Here is a 24,090-nt window from a genome sequence, read left to right on the forward strand (position 1 = left end):
CGCGGCCTATTGAGGAGAACAACAACCATGGTTGATCGCAATGATCAAACCGATGTGTCGGAGGCGACGAAGGCGCAGGAGGCCCTGCTGCATGACGTTGACCCGTCGCTGACCGATGCCAATGATGTAGCCAAGGCGCTGAACGTCGACCCGGCCACCGGCCTGAGCTCCGACGAAGCCAAGCGCCGTCTTGAGAAGTTCGGCCCGAACGAGCTGGCCAGCGCGCCGCCGGTGCCGAAGTGGAAGAAGTTCCTGGCCCAGTTCGAGGACCCGCTGGTCTACCTGCTGCTGGCCGCCACCGTGATCTCCACGATCGCGTGGTTCGTCGAGCGCATGAACGCGGCCCCCGGATCCGAAGGCGGCGAACCGCTGCCGTTCGATTCGATCGTGATCGTGCTGATCCTGATCGTCAACGCCGTGCTCGGCTATATTCAGGAGGCCCGCGCCGAACAGGCCGTGGCCGCGCTCGCCCAGATGACCGCCCCGCAGACCTCCGTGCTGCGTGACGGTCAGGTCGTGCGCGTGAACACCTCCGAGGTCGTCCCCGGCGATATCGTCGTGCTCGGCGAGGGCGACACCGTCTCCGCCGACGGCCGACTGCTGACCGCCGCCTCGCTGCGCATCGCCGAGGCGAGCCTGACCGGCGAATCCGTGCCGGTCGGCAAGAAGCCGGAGACGCTGGAAAGCGCCAAGGCCCTCGGCGACCGCGCCAACATGGTGTTCAACGGCACGTCCGTGACCCAGGGCACCGGCCGTGCCGTCGTGACCGGCACCGGCATGAACACGCAGGTCGGCAAGATCGCCGACATGCTCTCCCAGACCGAGGATGAGGCCACCCCGCTGCAGAAGGAGCTCGCGCACGTCTCGAAGATCCTCGGTATCGCCGTGTGCATTATCGCCGCGCTGGTGATCGTGGCCCTGTTCATCACCGAAGGCTTCACCGGCATCGAGGACGTCATCGACTCGCTGCTGCTGGCCGTCTCGCTGGCCGTGGCCGCCGTGCCCGAGGGCCTGGCCGCCATCATGACCGTCGTGCTCGCGCTCGGCGTGCAGCGCATGGCCAAGCACCACGCCATCGTCAAGAAGCTCAGCTCCGTGGAGACGCTGGGCTCCGCCTCCGTGATCTGCTCCGACAAGACCGGTACGCTGACCCGTAACGAGATGACCGTCGAGCGCGTCGTCACCCCGTCCGGCGAGGTCTCGATCACCGGCACCGGCTACGCGCCGGTCGGTCAGATGGTCGGCGTGGACGGTTCCGACGTCAGCGAGGCCGTGCGCGCCGAGGTGCTGTCGACGCTTGTCGCCGGCACGCTCGCGAACGACGGCGACCTGCGCGAGAACAACGGCAAGTGGGAGATCGTCGGCGACCCGACCGAGGTGTCGCTGATCGTCGCGGCCCGCAAGACCAAGGCCGACAAGGCCACCGAGCGCTTCACCCGCGTGGCGGAGGTGCCGTTCACCTCCGAGCGCAAGCGCATGTCGATCATCGCCAAGGACAACACCGAGGGCGGCAACCTGACCGTGTTCGCCAAGGGCGCCCCGGACGTGCTGCTGAGCTTCTGCACGCGCATTGCGGTCGGCAACCAGGTCCGCCCGCTCACCGACGGCGACCGTCAGGACATCCTGGCCGACGTCGAGCGCCTGTCCGGCGAGGCCTACCGTACCCTCGGCGAGGCCTACCGCCCGCTTGAGACCGCGTCGCTGGCCGCGGTGCCGGGCATCCGCGCCAACGCCGCCGGCGAGGTCTCCGACATCGCCGAACAGAGCGACGTCATCGAGAACGACCTGATCTGGACCGGCATGGTCGGCATCATCGACCCGCCGCGCACCGAGGTGCGCGACTCCGTGGCCGAGGCCCGCCGCGCCGGCATCCGCACCGTCATGATCACTGGCGACCACCCGCTGACCGCCGCCCGCATCGCCTCCGACCTCGGCATTATCGCCAAGGACGGCAAGGCGCTGACCGGCGACCAGCTGGACGCGCTGACCACCGACGAGGAGTTCGACAAGGCCACCTCCGAGGTCTCCGTCTACGCCCGTGTGGCCCCGGAGCACAAGCTCAAGATTGTGTCCTCGCTGCAGCGTCAGGGCAACATCGCCGCCATGACCGGCGACGGCGTCAACGACGCCCCGGCCGTCAAGACCGCCGACATCGGCGTGGCCATGGGCATCACCGGCACCGAAGTCACGAAGGAATCCGCCAAGATGATCCTGGCGGACGACAACTTCTCCACCATCGTGGCCGCCGTGCGCGAAGGCCGCGGCATCTTCGACAACATCCGCAAGTTCCTGCGCTACCTGCTGAGCTCCAACGTCGGTGAGGTGTTCACCGTGTTCGGCGGCGTCATGCTGGCCGGCGTGCTGGGCATCACCCAGCCCGAGTCCACCGGCGTGACCCTGCCGCTGCTCGCCACGCAGCTGCTGTGGATCAACCTGCTGACCGACGCCGCCCCGGCCCTGGCCATGGGCGTCGACCCGCAGACCGAGGACGTCATGAACCGCAAGCCGCGCAAGCTCACCGACCACGTGATCGACCGCGATATGTGGATTGACATCGCGTTCATCGGCATCATTATGGCCGCCGTCACGTTGATCGGCATGGACATGCACCTGGCCGGCGGCCTGTTCACCGACCGCTCCGTGGACGCGCTCGGCCACGAGGCCCAGCTGACCGAGGCCCGCACGATGGGCTTCACGATCCTCGTGTTCGCCCAGCTGTTCAACGCGATTGCCTCGCGTTCGTCGCGCCAGTCCGCGTTCGTCGGCCTGTTCTCGAACAAGTGGCTGTGGGGTGCGATCGCCCTGTCCGTCGTGTTGCAGCTGCTGGTGATTTACGTGCCGTTCCTCAACGGCCCGTTCGGCACCACGCCGCTGAGCCCGCTGGCCTGGGTCGAGTGCATCTGCCTGGCCGCGTTCGTGCTGATCGCGTCCGAGATCTACAAGGCCATCATGCGCGCCATCGACAAGGCGCGTGGCAAGGAGCTGAGCCACTGAGCCCGGCTCTCCGCCCAGGCCTGACGGCCTGATGGCCTGATCCGAAACGCTAAGGTGCCCGCCCCGTTGATTGGGGCGGGCGCCTTGCCATATGGTAGCTAACTGGCCTATTCGTTGCAGTGCAACAGCGCCGGTGCCATGCTCAGTCGGTGATGTCGGCCTTGTAGAAGTTCACGTAGGAACGGCTCGGGGTCGGGCCGCGCTGGCCCTGGTAGTGCGAGCCGGTCTCCTTGGAGCCGTACGGGTGCTCGGCCGGCGAGGACAGCTGGAAGAAGCACATCTGGCCAATCTTCATACCCGGCCACAGCTTCACCGGCAACGTGCTCACGTTCGAGAGCTCCAGCGTGATGTGCCCCTCAAAGCCCGGGTCGATGAACCCGGCCGTCGAATGCGTCAGGATGCCCAGACGCCCCAGCGAGCTCTTGCCTTCCAGACGGGCGGCGATCGTGTTGTCCAGCTTGACGTACTCCCAGGTGGAGCCCAGCGCGAATTCGCCGGGGTGCAGGATCCACGGTTCATCCGAAGCCACTTCGAACTGCTCGGTCAGCGCCCCCTGATTCTCCGCCGGATCCACGTAGGTGTAGGCGTGGTTGTTGAACAGACGGAAGAAGCGATCGAGCCGTACATCGATCGACGCGGGCTGGACCATCTCAGGCGTCCACGGGTCCAGCGAGATATGGCCATCGGCCTGGGCGGCCAGAATGTCGCGATCGGACAGCAGCATCGGGGTCTCCTTTGCATTGCCGCGCATCCATCCGGTCGCGCGGTCGGGCAATGTAACGTGTTCTCTGCTCACCAGTCTAGCGTCCCGCAGACGCAAACACCGCCTAGATGGACGAGATGGCATCGTGACGGGCACCGCCCTTGGGACAGATGACCTGTGTTACAGCGAGGTTCGTCATGCCTTTGTCCGGCGACGTTCATCTGACGTCCAGAATTCTCAGGAACTTATCAGAAAACCTCAGACATGCGCCCAGCATCGGGTGGTTACATAATAACTGTCAGCACAACAGCTGGCCAGGAGCCGCAGCAGTTCCCGACAATTGAACCCTTTCTTCTTCTCTCTCCTTTCTCGCCCCGGTGGTCAACCCCACCGGGGTTCTTTCTTGTTCCGACCATCCGTAACTGTGCCCGTAACCGAGCCCGGAGGGGGTGGCTGAAACGAGGGCGGGATATAGTGTGGGTATGAGCGAGCATGAGCAGCAGCCTTTGATCGGACGTGAATCCACCGTAGTGCCGGGTCGGTTCGGCGAGCCGTTGACGGTGACCGACGTGGTGTGGTCCCGCGGCGGAGGCAACGCGGCACCCCGACGTCCGATGTTCCTATGTCTGCACGGTTGGGGCTCCAACGAGGAGGACCTAGCCGACCTGATGCGGCATATCGCCCCGTACAACGACTTCGCGTCGCTGCGGGCGCCGCTGCAGGTGCCCGGGTTCGGCCCGGGGGCATACTCGTGGTTCCATGACGGCGTGCCGTCCGGTGAAGACCTCGACTACGACGCATACGCGGCGGCGACCGCAATCGATGCGTGGGTGGCGGTGAACGTTGCCGACGATCGCGATGTGGTGCCGCTCGGCTTCTCGCAGGGCGGTGCGTTGGCGATCCACCTGTTGCGCGTGCATCCGGAACGCTACCGCGCCGCGATCAGCCTGTCCGGATTCCTTGCACCTGGCGTTGTGGCCGGTACCGCGCCGGCGGACGATCGCCTGCCCGAACGGGAGACTCCGATGTTCTACGGGTACGGCGACCGCGACGGGGTCATTCCCCGCAGCGAGCTGCACGCCACGGAGGCCTGGCTGGAGGAGCATACGTGGCTGACGTCCGAGCGCTACCGGGGCCTGGACCATGCCGTGAACCTGGAGGAGCTGGCCGACATCCGCCAGTGGCTGGTCATGCACGACATCGCCTCCGGCATGATGTGAGGCCGCTCAGAGGCTGGCGTCGGCGTCCACGCTCATCACGTACACGTTGCGGCGCAGTGCGCGGGCCTGCGCGCGCGTGATGTCGCCCGTCTCGAACATGTCCTGGATGATGCCCATCTCGATGCCGTAGCTCTCGCGTTTGACATCATCGGCCATCGTGAACGCGGCCGCGCCGGCGCCGACGCTCGGCCGCGCCCGGAGCGTGGCCTCCGCGCGCCGGTAGTCGAGCAGCAGCAGCGAACAGTGCTCGGTGCTGTACCTGGTGCCGCGGATTTCGTCGTACAGGCGATTGATGACGTGCTCGATGGCCTCGACCTGCAGCGTGCGTACGCGCTCGGTCACCTCATCCTCGCTGAGCAACGGCGTGGTGCGTTGGATCTTGCTGATGACGCGGCGGGTGAGCGCCTCCGTGCGGCGTTGCAGGGCGCGCACGCGTCCACGGATCTGGGAGACCGCGTGCCCCGAGAAATCGTGGTCGGCCGCATGACGCAGGGTGTCCATGATCTGATCGAGCATGCGTTCGCAGGCCTCGATGGCCAGATCCCGCTCGTGGTCGTCGGGGGAGGGCTGCGCCCGCAGCGTGGCCAGCCGTTCCTTGATGAAGTCCTTCTCCCAGTACAGTGCGTCGATCTGCAGCTGCTCGAAGCCGTGCGGATCCACGCCGCCGATGCGCTGCTTGAGTCGGGTGATGCGCTTGGTGTACGAGTCGATGACCATCAGCACCGCGCGTCGATTCTCCGGGGTGATGCGCTGGGTCAGCTCCTCCACGGTGCGCCGCAGCACGTCGATGGTGATCTCGGTGATCTCGTGCGAATCGTCCGCGCCGTGGTTCGGCGCGATAAGCGGCAGCAGGAAGTTCGCCAGCAACAGCGTGACGATGATGACGCCGGAGGCGATGAAGATCAGCTCGTCGCGCATCGGGAACAGGTCGCCGGACGATGTGAAGAACGGGATGGTCAGCATCAGGGACAGCGTGATCGTGCCCTTCGGCCCGCCGAACGTCATCACGGCGGCGGACCGCCAGCGTTCGGCCGTCATGCGTCGGCGTTTGCCGGTGTGCTGGTCCTTGGTGATGCGCAGCATCGCCGCCACCCAGAGGAAACGCATGACGATCACCACCAGCGCCACCAGCAGAATCACCGAGATCAGCATCGGATTGCTGACGCCCGGATCCTCCCAGCTGCGGCTCATCGCATCCGGCAGCAGCATGCCCAGCAGGATGAACACCGCGCCGTTCAGACTGAACGAGAGCACCGCCCACACACTGGAGGAGACGATGTTGGTGCGCGCCACGTTCGGGCCGATGCCGGTATGGTCGAACCGGACCAGCAGCCCACAGGCCACCACCGCCAGGATGCCGGAGACGTGGGCGATGTCCTCCGCCGCCAGATACAGCAGGAACGGCAGGAACAGCTCCATCAGGATGCGCGTGGTGGTGGTCTCCCAACCCAGCGAGCGAATCGTCTCGAACAACCAGTTGACCACCAGACCCACGGCCAAGCCGACCAGCGTGCCGCCGATGAACGAGACCACGAATTCGCCGGCCGCCTCGCCGACCGAGAACACGCCGGTCACCGCGGCCAGAATCGAGAACTGGAATCCCACAATGCCGGAGGCGTCGTTGAACAACGATTCGCCCTTGAGCACGCTGAGCTGGCGTTGGGTCAGGGCCGCCTCCTTTCCCAGCGAACTGACTGCCACCGCATCGGTCGGCCCCAGCGCGGCGCCGAGCGCGAAAGCCGCGGCCAATGGAATCGCCGGCCAGAACGTGTGCACGGTGAACCCCACGGCCACCATGGTGGCAATCGCCAGCCCGATGGCCAGCGACAGCGAGATCTTCAGCGACTTGAACAACGCCGACTTGTCGATCTCATGCGCCTCCAGATACAGCAAGGGCGCGATGAACAGCACCATGAACAGTTCAGGATCGAGCTCGGTGTCGGGGAAGAACGGCAGATAGGTGGCCAGCACGCCGAGCGCGATCTGCACCAGCGGCGTGGAGATCTTCGGCAGGAACCGGCTCAGGAACGAGGAGAGCACCACCGCGGCCAACACACAGAGAATCAGGGTGAACGTATCCATGGTGCTCCTCTCTGCGCGGCGGTGGCCGATGGGTCGTGGCCGGGCGCGAACGCCGCTTATTACTCATCGTAGGAAAACCCGCCGATTGTGTAGGGCGAAGCCTGTGCGGATGGGTGTAGCCGTGGCCGGTGGCGGTCGGCTGGCCAACTGTCACCAACTCGGCAGCCGGCGTCTGCGCGGAGGGTGTGGGTGTGGCCGGCGACGGTGCCCGACCGTGTTCGGTACGTGTTCCGTCGCGGGGCGGCACTCCGGGCGGCCGTTAGACTGGACGGCATGACGAATGACGAGGCGATGGGACGTGCACTGGCGCTCGCGCAGCAGGCCGCGGCCGAGGGCGATGTGCCGGTGGGCGCCGTGGTGCTCGACGCCGAGGGCCGCGTGATCGGCGAGGGGCGGAACCGGCGTGAGGACAACGGCGATCCGTTGGCCCACGCCGAAGTGCTGGCGATGCAACAGGCCGCAGCCGATGCCCGTCGGGCATGGAATCTGGCCGATTGTACGCTGGTCGTGACGCTGGAGCCATGCCCGATGTGTGCGGGTGCCTGCCTGCAGACGCATATCGGACGCATCGTGTTCGGCGCGTGGGACGCCAAGCTGGGTGCCTGTGGCTCGGTGTGGGATATCCCGCGTGATCCGCACATCGGCCACAGCCCCGAGGTCATCGGCGGCGTCCGGGAGGGGGAGTGCGCGGCCCTTCTGGGGGAGTTTTTTGCGGCCCGTCGCTGAGGGCGGTTCGCACTACCTCGCGGTATCAGATGGCGAGGGTTGAAATTCCGCCACTGTGGTTGTTGTAAGTCGAGGTAGTGCGAACCCTTATTTTTTTCCAAAACTTAAAACACTCCGTTGCCGGTCAAATAAAGCCGTTCGCTCTACCATCGGAACCATCGACCAACCGATCCAACCCATGAAGGAGTGGTGCAATGGCGCGCATCGTTGCATTGTCCAATGAATCCGCCGCCGTGGTTGCGGTGTATGCGGAGCAGCCCGAAGCCGGCGTGGCGTTCGCGCTGGCGTTCCCCGAAGGGGAGCTGCCGCGACTGGTGTACTGGGGCCGCCCCATGACCCACCCCGAAACGGTTGTTGACGCCGCCGACGCCCTGCGCCCCCAGCGCGTGTCCGGCGCGCTTGATTACACGCCGTGGCCGAGCGTGCTGCCGACCCAGGCGGAGTCCTGGATCGGCGAGCCGCGCCTGACGCTGCGCCGCGACGGCGTGGAGGTGTTCTGCCGGTTCACCGTAACCGACACCACATTGACCGAGGGCAATCGCCCCGCCGTCACTGTGACCGCCGAGGACGCCGAACAGCAGGTGGCCCTGACCTGGACGATGGAGCTCGACCCCTCCGGTCTGCTCCGCCAGCGTGCAGCCATCCGCAACCTGGCCTACGGCGAACTGGAAATCGGCAAGGTCGAACTCGGCTTCGCCGTCCCCGGCTGGGCCGCCGAGATCCTGACCACCACCGGCCACCACCTGCGCGAGCGTTCCCCGCAGCGCCAGCCGCTGACCATCGGCCGGTTCCAGCGCACCTACGTGGCAGGCCGCCCCGACTTCGACGCCTCGTTGCTGCTGACCGTGGGCGCCCCCGGATTCGGATTCGAACACGGTGAGGTGTACTCCACGCATGTGGCATGGAGTGGTAACAGCCTGCTGTCCGCCGAACGTCTGCCCTATACGCAGCCCGTGATCGGCGGCGGGGAGATCCTGTTCGGTGGCGAGGTGACGTTGCCTCACAACGCCGCATACGAGACGCCGTGGGTGTATGGCGCGTACGGCGACGGCCTGAACGAGGTCGCCTCCCGCTTCCACCGGTATGTGCGCTCCTGCCATCCCGAGATGGCCATCAAGCCGCGTCCGGTGATCCTCAACACCTGGGAGGCCGTGTACTTCGACCAGAACTATGACACGCTGGTCGCGCTCGCCGACAAGGCCGCCGACAGCGGCGTGGAGCGTTTCGTGGTGGACGACGGCTGGTTCGGCTCCCGTCGCGACGACACCTCCGGTCTGGGCGACTGGCAGATCGCCCAGGAGGTGTGGCCGGAAGGCCCGAAGAGCCTCAAGGCGCTCGCCGATTACGTGCATGGCAAGGGCATGCAGTTCGGCCTGTGGTTCGAACCGGAGATGGTGAACCCGGATTCCGAGATGTTCCGCAACCATCCGGATTGGGTGCTCAAGCCCACGGCCAACCGCCTGCCGATGCAGGGCCGTTGCCAGCAGGTCGTTGACCTGACCAACCCGGAGGCCTACGACTACGTGTACGGCTGCATGGACAAGCTGGTCGACAAGTTGGGCATCGACTATATCAAGTGGGACCACAACAAGCTGGTCACCGAGGCGTTCTCGCCGGAGAACGCGCGTCCCGCCGTGCACGAGCAGACGTTGGCCGTCTACCGCATCTTCCGTGATCTGAAGGCCGCCCACCCCGGTCTGGAGATCGAGAGCTGCTCGTCGGGCGGCGGTCGCGTGGATCTGGGCATCCTGGAGGTGGCGGACCGCATCTGGGCCTCCGACTGCGTGGACCCGGTGGAGCGTGCCGACATCCAGCGCTACACGTCGCTGCTGGTTCCGCCTGAGATGATCGGCGAGCATGTGGGTGCCAGCCCCGCGCATTCCACGCATCGCAGCACGAGCCAGGAGATGCGCATGGCCATGGCGTTCTTCGGGCATATGGGCATTGAGTGGAACCTGCTGAAGGAGCCGCAGGCCGACCTGGACAAGCTGGGCGTGTGGGTGGCCGAGTACAAGCGTCATCGCGCCGATTTCGCCACCGGCACGGTGGTGCATGGCGACGAAGGCGATCCCGCGGTCCGTCTGGACGGCGTGGTCAGCGCCGACAAGGCCCGCGCCGTGTACCGGTTCACTCAGCTGACCACATCGCAGACCTATCCGGCCGCTCCGGTGCGTCTGCCCGGCTTGGATCCGGATGCGGTGTACCGGGTGACGCCGCTGGACATGAACCGCGAGTTGAAGCTCAACGTCACCGACGGGCAGAGTCTCGACATCACCAACGGCCAGTCGCCGCTCGGCTGGTGGGACGACGACGGCGTGTGCCTGACCGGCCGCGCGCTGCAGACCTACGGCATCCGTCCGCCGTCCCTGCATCCTGCTCAGGCCGTGCTGTTCACTGCCGTGAAGCAGTGAACACGGCCCGCGCAGGATGCCTTCGCGGTCTTGGCGACCGCGTCAGCGTTCGATGTAGCGGATGAGGACGCGGCTGGCCGCCGCCTTGGCCCAGAGCGCCCAATCGTGGTCGATGATCTCGAAGACCACCGGGGCGCTCTGGTTGTGCCGGTAGTTGTTGATGCCGTCGCGGATGGCGTCGGTGCCCAACCGGGCGATGAACGCGGACTCGCCGGCGATCATCACCTTGTCCGGCATGGCCAGGTTGGCGATGGCGGCGATCAGCGTGCCCAGCCGGAAGCAGGTGCGGTTCACCAGTCTGGTGGCCAGCGCCCGTCCCGCTCGGGCATCGCGACCGAAGTCGTCGAAGGTGACGGCCTTGCCGATCATCTGCGAGTATTCCTCCGCAATGGAGTCGCTGGTCAGGCATTGCGCGCAGCCGCGGTGCCCTGACACGCAGCGGGGGCCGTCCGGGTCGATCAGGATATGTCCGGCCAGACCGTATGTCTTGTCGGGGTAGTTGATCGGCGTGCCGTGGAAGGCCAGCGAATAGCCGATGCCGGTCCCGATGGTGAGGATCGCGAAGTTGTCATACCCCACGCCGCCGCCGAACCAGCAGGCGTCGACGAGCAGCGAGTCGATGTCGTTGTACAGGCGCGTGGGCAGTCCGGTCGACTGCTCGACGAGTGCGGCGAACGGTATCCGCCCCTCCCAGTGCAGGAACGGCGCGAAGGTCACGATGGTGTCGTCTACGATATGGCCGCCGACGGCGATGCCGATGGCCGTCGGCGTTGGCAGGTGCGCATCCGCCAGATCGGCCGTGCATGCGGTCACCAGTTCGGCGACGGTATGAGCCAGGACGTCAGGCGTCTGTTCTGCGATCGCGTGGCTGTGCGGGCGTGAGACGATGATGCTGCGCGCGTCGATGGCGACCGCGGTGGCCAGGTGCGCGTTGATCTTGACGCCGACGAAGGTGCGCGCGTTCTGACGGATGCGCAGCGCGGTCTGCGGTCTGCCGCGCCGCTCGCGTGGCTCGGCGGCTCCGTCGGGTTCCGTGGAGGACTCCTCGACGACGCCGTCGTAGATCAGGTCGCTGGTGATGCGCGACAGTGCGCCTTGGGACAGCCCCAGGTCCTGGGCCAGCGTGGTCCGGGCGATCGGCCCGTGCTTGAGGATGGCGGCGGCGACGCGGTGGGTGTGGTCCGACCGGTGGAACCAGTGGGGGAACTCCATGACGTGGAGGTCGGTTCGGTCTGTGCGGCTGAGGTTGGTGTCCATAAATCCCCTCTGACGTGTGTGCTGATTACCAGTATAGGTATTTTCTTTCCGTCTGAAAGAAATGACGGTCCATTTTGTTGCGGATTGGTGGTGGGCACGCCAAGACTGGGAATGAAAAAGCCGGGGTGGCAACGTTGAACACGGGACAGGGTAACGATGCCCTGGCCGGGACATGAGGATAAAGGAGTCGATAATGCAACCTGTTTTCCGTACGATGCGGTGGTCCGCCGCGGAGCCGGGACGGCAACACCCGGCATCGCGCTGGCCGCGTCGCCTCGCCGGAGCCGCCGTTGCGGTCGCGTTGGGCGCATCCCTTGCGGGATGTGGTGCGGCTGATGCTGGCACGGTGACGATTGATTTCTTCCAGTACAAGACCGAAGCCAGCGACTGGTTCACGCAGAAGGCGCGCGAATTCGAGGAGACGCACCCGAACATCAAGATCACGGTGAACAACTCCCCGAACGCGGTCACCGATCTGCGCACCCGTCTAGTCAAGGACCGCGAGCCGGATGTGATCACCATCAACGGCGACATCAACTACGGTCTGTTGGCCGAGGCCGGCGTGTTCCATGATTTCACCGACGATCCGATCGTCGACGAGCTGAACGAGGGCATGGTCGAGATCGCCAAGAACCTCGTGCAGACCGACGACCCGGACGGCAAGCGCCTGTACGCGATCCCGTACGCGGGCAACGCCTCCGGATACATCATCAACGTGGAGCTGTGGGAGTCGGTCGGTCTGGACCCGTACAACCCCCCCACCACCTGGTCGGAGTATCTGGACGCGCTCCAGACGTTCAAGGACGCCGGCATCACCCCGGTGGAGGCGTCGATGGCCGAGGCATGGACCCTGCAGGCGCCGCTGTCGTCGCTGAACTCCACACTGGTGCCGGAGAGCGAATACCAGAACATCAAGGACGGCACGAAGACCTTCGGTGACCTGTGGCGGCCGGTGAGCGAGAAGCTCGTCGAGATCTTCCAGAACTACACGCAGACCAACCCGTCGGTCACCTACCAGCAGGCCACGCAGGACTTCGCCAACGGCAAGGCGGCCACCCTGCCGCTGGGCACCTACGCCATCCCGCAGGTGCGGCTGATCAACCCGGATATGGAGCTGGTCTTCGCGCAGATGCCGGCCACCGACGACGCGGACGAGCAGAAGCTGACCGCCGGCGACGACGTGATGCTGACCATTGGCGCGCACACCGACCATTACGACGAGGCCCGCGAGTTCGTGGACTTCCTGATGGAGGAGAAGACGCTCGAGGACTACTGCGATGCGCAGTCCGCATTCGGCCCGCTCAAGGAGACCTACGTGGGCGAACCGGCGCTGGAGACCGTGCTGTCGTTCTTCGAGGAGAACCGGATCACCGACTTCTGCGACCACTACATGTCCTCGTCGATCAACATCGCCGGCTTCCTGCAGACGCTGGTGAACACCGGCAACGTCGACCAGTTCCTCAACTCGATGCAGACCGAGTACGACAAGGTCCAGGCCCGTAACTTCAGGTAGGAGACAACAATGGCAAAGGCAACAAAGAACAAGGTCAGCCGGTACTCCACCCGCAAGGTCGATCCGGCGTTCTACTGGATGACCGTGCCCGCGGCGATCCTGGTCGCGATCTTCCTGTACTGGCCGTTCCTGCAGGGCGCGTTCTACTCGCTCACCAACTCGCAGGGATACGGCACCTGGGACTTCATCGGTCTGAAGAACTTCATCGCGATGTTCTCCGACAGCCGTGTGGGCAACGCGTACATCTTCACCATCGTGATGGCGGTGGTGATCACCATCGGGCAGAACTTCCTCGGCCTGTTCCTGGCGGTGCTGCTCAACTCGAAGATCGCGTTCAAGAACGGGTTCCGCGCGCTCTTCTTCGTACCGTACATGCTGGCCGTGCTGGTCATCGGCTACGTGTTCAAGTACATCTTCATGGTCCCGATCCCCGAGATCGGTCAGGCGCTCGGCATCGACTGGCTGTCCACGTCGCTGCTGACCAACCCGGACCTGGCGTGGTTCCCGATCGCGTTCCTGTCAATCTGGCAGGGCGTGGCCTACTCCACGCTGCTGTACCTGGCCGGCCTGCAGACCATCGACACCGAGGTCTATGAGGCGGCCGACATCGACGGCGTGAACGCCTGGCAGAGGTTCTGGCTGATCACGTTCCCGCTGATCGGCCCCTTCTTCACGATCAACATGGTGCTCAGCCTGAAGAACTCGCTGAGCATGTTCGACCAGGTCGTGGCCCTGACCGGTGGCGGCCCGGATTCCAAGACCGAAACGGTTTCGTACCTCATCTTCTCGAACGGTCTGGGCAACGGCGAGTACTCGTACCAGATGGCCAACGCCGTGACGTTCTTCATCGTCCTGGCCATCCTCGCATTCATCCAGTTGAAGTTCTTCAGCGGCAAGGAGCAGATCTGATGACCAGCACAACGAAGTCGCCCAAGAGGGCATACACCAAGCGGGAGGGTTTCCGCAAGGACCACAAGATCAACTGGTGGCTGACCGCGGTGGTGGCCGTGTTCTCGCTGACCATCCTCATCCCGCTGTACTTCACGATCGTCACCGCGCTGAAGACGCCGGCCGAGGCCGGCACGTTCAGCCTGCCGACCACCTGGGAATGGCATAACTTCGCCGACGCGTGGAACTACATCGACTACCCGAAGGCGGCGCTCAACTCGGCGATCATCACCGTGGTGGCCGTCTGCCTGACGCTGCTGACGAACACGTTCGTGGCGTATGCGGTGGCCCGGAACATGGACAAGCGGTTCTTCCGCTTCCTGTACTACTTCTTCCTAGCCATGATGTTCGTGCCGTTCACCGTCATCATGCTGCCGATCGCGCATCAGATGGGTTCGCTGCATCTGGACAACCAGCTCGGACTGATGCTGCTGTACACCATCCTGGGCCTGGGCACCAACCTGTTCATCGCCATCGGCTTCATCCGCTCGATCCCGGTGTCGTTGGAGGAGGCCGCCCGCGTGGACGGCGCCAGCACCTGGCGCATCTTCTGGACCATCATCTTCCCGCTGATGGGCCCGATTAACTCCACGATCGCCATCCTGACCGTGCTGTGGGCGTGGAACGACTTCCTGCTGCCGTTGATCACGCTGACCGATCAGGGCAACCAGACGATCCCGCTGGCGCAATACGTGTTCCAGAGCCAGTTCACGTCGAACTATCCGATGGCGTTCGCCTCCTACCTGATGGCGATGGCCCCGGTGCTCATCGTGTACGTCTTCGCCCAGAAGTGGGTCATCAGTGGCGTAATGAGGGGCGCGGTCAAGTAACGGACAGTCCTGTGCTTATAGGGTGTTGGCGGTTAACCCGCCAACACCCTTTTCAGTTATTGTCCGGCGTGCGGGCCGGGCCGGCGGTGCCGCCGGGCTCCAGCGTGGTCGGCACGACGATGGTCGTCGCATCCGGCGTGCCGCCGTCAACGAGGTTCAGCGCGTGGCGTGCCGCCATCCGCCCGATGTCTCGTGCGGGCTGCGCCATCGTGCTGATGGTGCTGGTGCTGCTGGTCGTCGGCCCGCTGCAGCGGCTCGTCCAGGGTAAGGGGGAGTGAGATGAAGCAGTCCATGTCCGTGCGCACGATCGGCAACCTCGTGCTCGCCCTGACGATCATCTTCTCGATCATCCCGTTCATCTCGATGCTCTCCGCGGCCCTCCAGCCGCAGGGCTCGATGCCCACCGGCATCCAGTTCACCACCGCCCCGCATTGGGAGAACTTCATCGACGCGTGGAACATCGCGAACATCACCCCGCTGCTCAAGTCCAGCCTGATCCTGGTGATCGGCGTGGTGCCGGCCGTGATCCTGTTCTCCGCGCTCGGCGGCTACGCCATGGCCCAGCTCAAGGTGCCGGGTCGCGGCCTGATCATGCTGCTGTTCATGATCGGTCTGACGATCCCGTTCGAAACGCTCGTCACCCCGCTGTACTACGAGGTGGACGCGATGGGCATCCTCAATACCCGTTGGGCGCTCATCCTGCCGATGATCGGCCTGAACATGCCGTTCGGCATCATGTGGATGCGTTCGCACTTCGAGCAGATGCCGCGCGACCTGATGGAGGCCGCCTCCATCGACGGCGCCGGCCACTGGCGCACCTTCGTGTCGATCCAGCTGCCGTTGGCGCTGCCCGCGCTCTCCTCGCTCGGCATCCTGACGTTCCTGTCCACCTGGAACCAGTTCCTGCTGGCGGTTGTGCTCATCAACGATCCGAACAAGCGCACGATGGCCGGCGCGCTGCAGTCCTTCGTGGGCCAGTACCAGACCGACGTGGTGCTGCTCAATGCGGGCGCGCTGCTTATCATGGCGCCGACGATGATCCTGTTCATCATCCTGCAGCGGTACTTCATCCGCGCGATGCTGGCAGGCTCCGTCAAGGGCTGACCGCATCCCGCCCAAGTGTTGCGGCCGTCGGCATCCCCGTTCGACGGCCGCAACGCAACGTGAATTGTGAGGCATGACTATGACCATCGACGAACAGCGAGACTGGTGGCGCGACGCCGTCATCTACCAGATCTACCCGCGGTCCTTCGCCAACTGCGACGGCGACGGCGACGGCGATCTGAACGGCGTCATCGCCCGTCTCGATTATCTGAACGCCCTCGGCGTGGACGCCGTCTGGCTCTCCCCGTTCTACCCCTCGCCGCAGGCCGACGGCGGGTACGACGTGGCCGACTACTGCGCCGTCGACCCCCGATTCGGCACGATGGACGACTTCGACCGGCTCGTCGCCGAGGCGCACGCCCGCGGCATCCGCGTCATCGTGGACATCGTCCCGAACCACACGTCGGAGCGGCACCGGTGGTTCCAGGAGGCGATCGCCGCCGCCCCCGGCTCCCCGGAACGCGACCGGTACGTGTTCCGGCGCGGCCGCGGCGACCACGGCGAACTGCCGCCGACCAACTGGCTGAGCAACTTCGGCGGCTCCGCGTGGGAGCCCTGCGGCGACGGCTGGTACTACCTGCACCTGTTCGCCAAGGAACAGCCGGACCTGAACTGGGATAACCCGGAGGTCCGCGAGGAGTTCCTGCGCGTGCTGCGGTTCTGGTGCGACAAGGGTGTGGACGGGTTCCGCATCGACGTTTCGCACGGTCTGGCCAAGGACCTGCGCGACCCGTTGCGCGACCGCCCGGACCCGAACGTCATGGGCCCGCAGGCCGCCGACGGCTCCGACCCGATCTGGGATCGCGACGAGGTACACACGATCTACCGCGCCTGGCGCGAACTGTTCAACGAGTACGTGCCCGCCAAGTACGCGATCGGCGAGTCCTGGCAGCCGTTCACCCCGCGCATCTTCCAGTACGCGCGGCAGGACGAGCTGGGTGCCGTCTTCGATTTCTCGTTGGAGAAGGCGGTCTGGGACCGCGACGATTACCGGTCGATCATCGAACGCACCGTCGATTGCGCCCGCCAGGCGGCCACCGCGCCCACCTGGGTGCTCGGCAACCACGATGTGCCGCGCGTCGCCTCCCGGCTCGGGGTGCCGGCCGGTGCGGACATGGAGGCGTGGGTGACGTCGAACGGGACTGATCCGGTCATCGACGCCGCCTCGGCATGGCGTCGCGCCCGTGCGGCCGCGCTGATCATGCTCGGCCTGCCCGGCACCGCGTTCATCTACCAAGGCGAGGAGCTCGGTCTGCCCGAGGATCTGGAGCTGACGCCCGACCAGCTGCAGGACCCGAACTGGGAACGCAGCGGACACCGATTCAAGGGTCGGGACGGTTGCCGCGTGCCGCTGCCGTGGTCCGCGGAGGGCCCGTCGTTCGGGTTCAACGACACCGGTGCCGCATGGCTGCCCCAGCCCGCCTGGTTCGCCGACTATGCGGCCGACACCCAGGACGGGGTCGACGGCTCCACGCTGGAGCTGTACCGTGAGGCCGTGGCGTTGCGCCGGACCTGGGTGGCCCGCGGGGCGGACACCGCAATGACCTGGCTGGACGGCCTGTCCGCCGAGGAACCCGACCTGCTGGCCTGGCGGCTGCCTTCCGGCATGACCGTGATGGTGAACTTCTCGGGCGAGCGCAGTGTGCCGCTGCCCGAGGACGCCACCGTGCTGGTCTCGTCGGATGAGGGGTGGGTGCCCGGCGGCTCCATGGAAGCGTTGCCTCCGGAAACCGCCGTCTGGCTGGCCTGACCTGGTGACGGGGCGCTGACGACCGATCGCACGGCCGTCGGCGCCCCCCCGTCATCTGTGCCGTAGCTTGTTGGGCGTGGTGCGGCCGGTCCCGTGTGCCGCCGCTGTTGGGCGTGGTACGGTCGGCCCCGTGTATTGCCGCAGCTATTGGGCGTGGGGCTGTCCCGTGTATCGCAACTGTTGACTTATGCGCGTAAACCGGCCCGTTGGCACCGGTTTATTAACTGTTGACTTATTGCCGCTGTGGATAATTCTGCGCAAATGGCTCCGTTTTCGCCACCTCTTCAACTGTTGATAATCTGGCGGTATGCGCCGCTGTCAGCCGACGAAGGAGACCGCCATGCCCGACATCGTTGTACCGGACTCCCCGTCCAGCTCCGCCGAACTCTGTATGGCGGCAGACTGCCCGGTGGCTGTTCACCAGGTGGTCGCACAGGTGATCAACGGAACCCGATATTACGGCGGTGCCACAGGTCGTGCCGTACCCCTGCTGGACGATGTGGTCCGGATTTCCGCCGACCCCAGCACGGACCCCAACCCCGACTTGGGCCCGGGCCTCGGCATGGGCCCCGGCCCCGACGCGGATTGTCCGACGTGGCGCATCGACGTGCACGCCGCGGTTCCGCAGCCGGACGGTTATGACAAACGATTCCAGGAGCAGGACACGTTCAACCCCGATTGCGCGCTTGAGGTGACCTTCGACGTCCGGCCTGCGCCGCATGGCCCGATGCTGTGCCTGTATCAGCACAAGGAATGGTGGATGCGCCCGGCATGGTGCACCAATCCCGCCGATATCCCGCCCCGCACGCAGCTGGTGCTGTGGCGCAGCGACGAACGTGGCGACCTCCCCGCAGCGGCTAAGACCGACGTGCCGACGGGCGGCGTCTTGGCGGGCGGCAAACCGCAGCAGGACACCGATGAGCCTGCTCCCGCCGCAACATGGACCGCCGTCATGGCGTTCAGCGGCGATGATGTCCGCGCCGACCTGCACGGCGGCATAAGGCCGGAATCCGACGGACAGGAGTCCGTCGACGGCCGTTTCCGGCTCAACGTCGCCTCCAACCGCGCGGGACGCACCGCGCTCGCCGACACCGTCGCCTACGTGGCGCAGGGCGCCGATCCGTACGCCGTCATCCGCGTCTGTGTCGCGGCCGGCGCGCGTCGCAACGGCATCGCCACGGTTGACCGACGGCCGCTGCCGGAAGCCCTGTCCGGGTTCGGCTGGTGTACGTGGGACTCACTCGGCCGTGACGTCAGCGAGGCCGCGATCATCGAGAAGATGGAGGAGTTCCGTGCTAAGGGCGTTCCCGTGTCCTGGGTGATGATCGATGACGGCTGGTCGCGCACCGACCGCGAGGCCGAAACATTGATCGGGCTTGACGCGGACCCCGAACGGTTCCCGCACGGTTTGGCGCACACCGTCGATCTGCTGCGGGAGCGGTACGGCGTGCGCCACGTCGGCGTCTGGGCCGCGTTCCAGGGCTACTGGAGCGGCCTGGAATCGAACGGACAGGCGGTGGCGCTGATCGGCGCCGAGCATCTGACTGCGACGTCGAACGGCTGCCTGATCCCCGGCCCCGGCCGTCGGCAGGCGACGATGTTCTGGGCGACATGGCTGTCACTGCTGAGGGACATGGGCATCGACTGCGTCAAGATCGATTCGCAGAGTTCCATGTCCACGATGACCCGCGGCGTGGAAAGCTATGGCGAGGCGACGATCGAACGCCATGCCGCGCTCGACCGGCTGGTCGAAACCGAAATGGGCGGCGCGATGATCAACTGCATGGGCATGGCGCCGGAGAGCTACTGGCATAGGCCGGTCTCCGCGGTGACCCGCACCAGCGACGACTTCCTGCCGCACGACCCGGCGTCCCTGGCCGAGCACCTGCTGCAGAACGCATACTGCTCGCTGGTGATGGGGGAGTTGTACCGCTGCGATTGGGACATGTTCTGGACCAGCCATCCGCATGCGCGGACCCATGCGCTGATGCGTGCGCTGAGTGCGGGGCCGGTCTACTGTTCGGACGCCGCCGGGCGGACCGATCCGGCCGTGCTCGGCCCGTTGCTGTTGAGCGATGGTCGTGTGCCCAGGCCGGATACAGCCGCGGTGCCGGTGCCGTCGGCGTTGCTGGCCGATCCGACGTGTACGGAGTCGGCCTGGTGCGTGACCGCGACGTGCGGCGACTGGCGGCTGCTGGCGTTCGTCGGGATGAACCCCGACCGGTCGCAGCGGATCCGGTTGCGTGAGGCGTTGCGGGGGCTGCCGGCATGCGCGGACGGCGGCGAACGCTGGGTTGCGGACCGGGAGGCGATGACCGCGGAACGGCTCCGCCCGAGCGTTGATGAGGGGAACGCCGGGCCGCTGTTGGCGTATGGCGAGTCTCGGCTGTACTACGTGTGGAATGGGCCGCGGGATGCGGCGGTGATGCCGCTCGGGTTGATCGACAAGATCGTGGCCCCCGCCACGGTCGCCGTTGGCACCGACGACGATTCCGGAATCGGTACCGGTGATCAACTGTCCGGTTCGGAGGCGATGACGGTGAGGTTGGCGGAACCGGGGCGATTCGCGTTCCTGGATCCCGATGCGCGGTGCGTGGACGTGCGTTGCGACGGGGAGACGGTGCCCGTACATCGGAACGGGGCGTTGTGCATGGCGGACTGCGACGATACCAGGGTGGATATCCACTGGAAGGCATGACCGGGATACCGACTGTGGGCCGACGGTATCGGTCAGCAGCCGTGGCACCGGTTGTCGGGTTGCCGGTGGGCGTTGCGCTGGCCGGTGGGCGTGATGCCGGCCGGCGCGGCACCGAACTGTCGCTGGCGCATGCCTGTTGGCCGGTGCCGGCCGGGAGGGAGTGTATGCGTATTCAAAATGGCTGTGCGATGACCAGAGATTACATGATTTCAATGCGTGCCGAAACGGCGTTGTCCTGCGGAAAATGGTATGGAAACGCGGGATTGACGGCCTGTTGAAGATGGTGGATACTGGGAGTGCGATACCGGACGTCTGGAATGTAAGCGTATGCAACACGACGGTCGCCCGGGGCAATGCAGCAGGAATCAATCGATGACGTAACGGTTCGTCGCCATCCACGGCGGCGGCCGCAAGATCGGCAGGCACAGCGGGCTCGTGGCGGAACCGCTGGCAGGAAAGGAAGGACCCTATGACCACTCCGCAGCGTACCGCACTGCCCGACTCGGTGCGTACGAACGGCGCGACCCCGAACCCCTGGTGGGCGAACGCGGTCGTCTACCAGATCTATCCGCGCAGCTTCCAGGATTCCAACAACGACGGCATGGGCGACATCAAGGGCATCACCTCGCGCCTGGACTATCTGGCCGGTCTGGGCGTGGACGTGCTGTGGCTGTCGCCGGTGTTCAAATCCCCGCAGGACGACAACGGCTACGACATCGCCGACTATCAGGACATCGACCCCATGTTCGGTACGCTCGCCGACATGGACGAGCTGCTGGCCGAAGCCCACAAGCGCGGACTGAAGATCATCATGGACCTGGTGGTCAACCACACCTCCGACGAGCACGCCTGGTTCCAGGCTTCGCGCGATAAGAACGACCCGCACGCCGACTGGTACATCTGGCGTCCCGCGCGCGAGGGCCACGAGCCCGGCACCCCCGGTGCCGAACCGAACCACTGGGGCTCCTACTTCGGCGGCTCCGCCTGGCAGTATGACGAGCAGCGCGGCGAATACTTCCTGCACCAGTACTCCAAGAAGCAGCCGGATCTGAACTGGGAGAACCCGGACGTGCGCCATGCGGTGTACGCCATGATGAACTGGTGGATGGACCGCGGCATCGACGGCTTCCGCATGGATGTCATCACCCAGATCTCCAAGACCTACGACGCCAACGGCAAGCTGCCTGGCGAGGACGGTTCCCTGATCGAGGACTACCCGGTGGGCGAGGAGGGCTATTCGTCGCCGTTCCCCTGGTGCTCCGACGGGCCGCGCGTGGACGAATACCTGCAGGAGATGCGCCGCGAGGTGTTCGCCGGCCGCGACGGGTTCATCACCGTGGGCGAGGCCCCGGGCATCGACGCGGCGCGCAACAGCGTGATCACCGACCCGAAGAACGGCGAGCTCGACATGCTCTTCGTGTTCACCCACATGGACTTCGACTGCGACGGCACCAAGTGGAACCCCGTGCCGTTCAAACTCACCGCGCTCAAGCAGACGCTGGGCGACCAGCAGCGCGCCGTACATGAGGCCGGCTGGACGAGCCTGTTCGACAGCAACCACGACCAGCCGCGCCCCGCCTCCCGCTGGGGCGACGAATCCCCGCGCTCCGCGAAGGCCATCGGCCTGATGCTGCACATGCACCGCGGTACCCCGTACATCTATCAGGGCGAGGAGCTGGGCATGACCAACGCCCACTTCACCCGCCTCGACCAGTACCGCGACCTGGAGACCCTGAACGCCTACCGCCAGCGTGTGGAGGAGGCCCAGGTGCAGACCGCCGAATCGATCATGGACGCGTTCGCCAAGCGCAGCCGCGACAATGCGCGCACGCCGATGCAATGGGACGATTCCGCCTATGCCGGCTTCATGGATGCGGACGCCGCCGTCAGGCCGTGGATCTCGGTCAACCCGAACCATGACGCCATCAACGCCGCCGCCGAGGTCAACGACCCCGATTCAGTGTACGCGTTCTACCAGCGTCTCATCGCGCTGCGCCACGAGAACCCGGTGGTGGCCGCCGGCGACTGGGAACTGGTCGACGCCGACGACGAGCGGGTCTACGCGTTCACCCGCACGCTCGGCGGCGAACGTCTGCTGGTCATGGTGAACATGACCGCCGACGAGACCGCCGTGCCCGCCGAGTCCGCCGCCCTGCTGCCGGCCGATCCCACGGCCGACGCGGTGGTGATCGACACTTACGACGCGCCCGCCGGCAACGGCTATGACGCCGCCCACGCGGTCGCCTCCCTCAAGGCCGGCACGTTGGCCCCGTGGGAGGGCATCGTCGTCCGTATCTGACCGGTTCGGTCCCGACGACTTCGAGCTCGTCGGTAATCGCCTGTCGCGGCACATACCCCCACCCGCGGGGGTATGTGCCGCTTGGCGTATATGCGGGACTCGCCCCAACGAAAATGGACGCTGGCGGACGTGGTTCGCCGCACCCGCCTACAATGCCGTGTATGGAACAGAAAGACGTCCTCAAAGCATTGCAGCGCGACCACGCCGCCGAACTGAAGCTCGCCGCCGAGCGCCTGAGCGGCACAGCCAAGCACACGGAGATCATCCCTTCGCCGGTCCTGTCGGAGATGACCGGCCACACGGTACTGCTCAAGCCCGAGAACCTGCAGGTCACCGGATCGTTCAAGATCCGCGGCGCCTACAACAAGATCGCCTCCCTGAGCGAAGAGGAGCTGGGCCGCGGCATCGTCACCGCCTCCGCCGGCAACCACGCCCAGGGTGTGGCCTACGCCGCCCGCGAACGCGGCGCGAAGGCCACGATCCTGATGCCCACGATCACCCCGCCGTTGAAGGTCGACGCCACCAAGGCCTACGGTGCCGACGTGGTGCTGCATGGCGACGTGTTCGACGAGGCCGCCGCCTACGCCGCCGAGCTGAGCGAGAAGCAGGGCATGGTGTACGTGCCGCCGTTCGACGACTACGAGGTGCTGTGCGGCCAGGGCACGATTGCGATGGAGATCCTGGACGACGTGCCGGACGTCACCGACATCGTCGTGCCGCTGGGCGGCGGTGGGCTGGGTGCCGGCGTGGCGCTCGCCGTCAAGACCTTCCGCCCCGAGGTGCGGGTGATCGGCGCGATTCCGGAGGGTTCGCCCGCGTTCAAGAACTCGCTGGCCGCCGGCCGAGTGGTGGCTGCCGATCAGGTGGTCACCTCGGCCGAGGGTGTGGCCGTCAAGCGTCCGGGCGACCTGACTTTCGCCCTGCTCAACGAATTCCTGGATGACCTGGTCACCGTCAGCGAACGCGACATCAACGAGATGATCCTGCTCATGCTGGAGAAGCACAAGCTGGTGGTGGAGGCCGCGGGCGCGGTGTCCCTGGCGGCGCTGGAGCATCTGAACCTGCGCTCGCGCAAGTTCGCCTCCGCGCCCGGGCCGCACGTGGTCGTGCCGATCATCTCCGGCGGCAACATCGATACCGTCACCATCGGCGCGGTCATCCAGAAGGGCATGATCGCCCGCGGGCGCATCATGAACTTTGAGGTCGAGCTGCCGGACACCCCGGGCCAGCTCGTCAAGGTGGCCACCATCCTGGCGCAGGAGCGTGCGAACGTCATCGCCCTGGACCACGACCAGTTCAAGGCCAGCGGCGTCTACGCGAACGCCGTGGCGCTCGGCGTCACCGTGGAGACCAACGGCCCCGACCATATCGACCGCATCCTCGCCGCCCTGCGCGAGGCCGGCTACCAGCCGCGGCGGATTTACTGAGCGAATACTGGCGCCCGTTCCGCGCGACAAAACGAGATCAGACCTTGTGACGGTATGGCATCGCCCGTGCCGCCACACGGTCATCTATGTTCAATCATTTATTCAACCATTCATTAATTGAATGCAAT

At 65.8% G+C, this 24,090-nt stretch carries 16 protein-coding genes; 12 read left to right on the top strand and 4 right to left on the bottom strand.

Annotated features, from left to right (window positions below):
• Positions 1-27 precede the first annotated feature (27 nt).
• Positions 28-2,994 carry a cation-translocating P-type ATPase gene (locus B4C31_RS06400; RefSeq protein ID WP_291531799.1) on the top strand — a complete coding sequence of 989 codons (2,967 nt, stop codon included), beginning with the start codon at positions 28-30 and terminating at the stop codon, positions 2,992-2,994.
• 142 nt (positions 2,995-3,136) lie between these two features.
• Here B4C31_RS06400 and dcd read toward each other — a convergent pair whose 3' ends face one another.
• Positions 3,137-3,718: a dCTP deaminase gene (gene dcd, locus B4C31_RS06405; RefSeq protein ID WP_033507640.1), complete on the bottom strand. Its 582-nt coding sequence runs from the start codon at positions 3,716-3,718 to the stop codon at positions 3,137-3,139.
• A 461-nt stretch (positions 3,719-4,179) separates the two neighbouring features.
• Here dcd and B4C31_RS06410 point away from each other — a divergent pair, with 461 nt between their 5' ends.
• The gene (locus tag B4C31_RS06410) at positions 4,180-4,917 is read left to right on the top strand and encodes an alpha/beta hydrolase (RefSeq protein WP_291531800.1); all 738 of its coding nucleotides are present in this window, start codon (positions 4,180-4,182) and stop codon (positions 4,915-4,917) included.
• Between the two features lie 6 nt (positions 4,918-4,923).
• Here B4C31_RS06410 and B4C31_RS06415 read toward each other — a convergent pair whose 3' ends face one another.
• Positions 4,924-6,999 (bottom strand): Na+/H+ antiporter, encoded by a 2,076-nt coding sequence (locus B4C31_RS06415; protein ID WP_291531801.1) that lies wholly within the window; start codon positions 6,997-6,999, stop codon positions 4,924-4,926.
• Positions 7,000-7,272: 273 nt separating this feature from the next.
• Between B4C31_RS06415 and B4C31_RS06420 the strand changes: the two genes are divergently transcribed.
• On the top strand, positions 7,273-7,725 hold the full coding sequence (locus B4C31_RS06420) for a nucleoside deaminase (RefSeq protein WP_291531802.1): 453 nt from the start codon (positions 7,273-7,275) through the stop codon (positions 7,723-7,725).
• Between the two features lie 194 nt (positions 7,726-7,919).
• Entirely contained in the window at positions 7,920-10,136 is a 2,217-nt protein-coding gene (locus B4C31_RS06425) for an alpha-galactosidase (RefSeq protein ID WP_291531803.1), read from the top strand.
• 42 nt (positions 10,137-10,178) lie between these two features.
• Here B4C31_RS06425 and B4C31_RS06430 read toward each other — a convergent pair whose 3' ends face one another.
• Positions 10,179-11,348: an ROK family transcriptional regulator gene (locus tag B4C31_RS06430; protein ID WP_033515588.1), complete on the bottom strand. Its 1,170-nt coding sequence runs from the start codon at positions 11,346-11,348 to the stop codon at positions 10,179-10,181.
• A gap of 259 nt (positions 11,349-11,607) precedes the next feature.
• Here B4C31_RS06430 and B4C31_RS06435 point away from each other — a divergent pair, with 259 nt between their 5' ends.
• From B4C31_RS06435 to B4C31_RS06445, 3 genes are read left to right on the top strand one after another with little or no spacing between them, the layout of a single operon-like run.
• The gene (locus tag B4C31_RS06435; protein WP_291531816.1) at positions 11,608-12,906 is read left to right on the top strand and encodes an ABC transporter substrate-binding protein; all 1,299 of its coding nucleotides are present in this window, start codon (positions 11,608-11,610) and stop codon (positions 12,904-12,906) included.
• 9 nt (positions 12,907-12,915) lie between these two features.
• Positions 12,916-13,815 carry a carbohydrate ABC transporter permease gene (locus tag B4C31_RS06440; RefSeq protein ID WP_193531420.1) on the top strand — a complete coding sequence of 300 codons (900 nt, stop codon included), beginning with the start codon at positions 12,916-12,918 and terminating at the stop codon, positions 13,813-13,815.
• Positions 13,815-14,684 (top strand): carbohydrate ABC transporter permease, encoded by an 870-nt coding sequence (locus B4C31_RS06445; protein WP_291531804.1) that lies wholly within the window; start codon positions 13,815-13,817, stop codon positions 14,682-14,684. Before B4C31_RS06440 ends, B4C31_RS06445 begins: the two co-directional genes overlap by 1 nt.
• 52 nt (positions 14,685-14,736) lie before the next feature.
• Here the strand turns inward: B4C31_RS06445 and B4C31_RS06450 are convergent, their stop codons facing one another.
• A complete protein-coding gene (locus B4C31_RS06450; RefSeq protein WP_291531805.1) occupies positions 14,737-14,862 on the bottom strand; it encodes a hypothetical protein in 126 nt (41 codons plus the stop codon).
• 101 nt (positions 14,863-14,963) lie between these two features.
• Between B4C31_RS06450 and B4C31_RS06455 the strand changes: the two genes are divergently transcribed.
• The 5 genes from B4C31_RS06455 to ilvA all read left to right on the top strand — a co-directional run bounded on the left by B4C31_RS06455 (position 14,964) and on the right by ilvA (position 23,962).
• Entirely contained in the window at positions 14,964-15,788 is an 825-nt protein-coding gene (locus B4C31_RS06455) for a carbohydrate ABC transporter permease (RefSeq protein WP_033515482.1), read from the top strand.
• A gap of 73 nt (positions 15,789-15,861) precedes the next feature.
• Positions 15,862-17,538 (top strand): glycoside hydrolase family 13 protein, encoded by a 1,677-nt coding sequence (locus B4C31_RS06460; protein WP_291531806.1) that lies wholly within the window; start codon positions 15,862-15,864, stop codon positions 17,536-17,538.
• 340 nt (positions 17,539-17,878) lie between these two features.
• Positions 17,879-20,236 carry a Sip1-related alpha-galactosidase gene (locus B4C31_RS06465; protein WP_291531807.1) on the top strand — a complete coding sequence of 786 codons (2,358 nt, stop codon included), beginning with the start codon at positions 17,879-17,881 and terminating at the stop codon, positions 20,234-20,236.
• Positions 20,237-20,705: 469 nt separating this feature from the next.
• On the top strand, positions 20,706-22,535 hold the full coding sequence (locus tag B4C31_RS06470) for an alpha-glucosidase (protein WP_291531808.1): 1,830 nt from the start codon (positions 20,706-20,708) through the stop codon (positions 22,533-22,535).
• 161 nt (positions 22,536-22,696) lie between these two features.
• A complete protein-coding gene (gene ilvA, locus B4C31_RS06475) occupies positions 22,697-23,962 on the top strand; it encodes a threonine ammonia-lyase (protein ID WP_291531809.1) in 1,266 nt (421 codons plus the stop codon).
• The last annotated feature ends 128 nt before the right edge of the window (positions 23,963-24,090 follow it).

Origin of the sequence: Bifidobacterium sp. UBA4282, assembly GCF_002394995.1 — a bacterium.
Classification (GTDB): domain Bacteria; phylum Actinomycetota; class Actinomycetes; order Actinomycetales; family Bifidobacteriaceae; genus Bifidobacterium; species Bifidobacterium pullorum_B.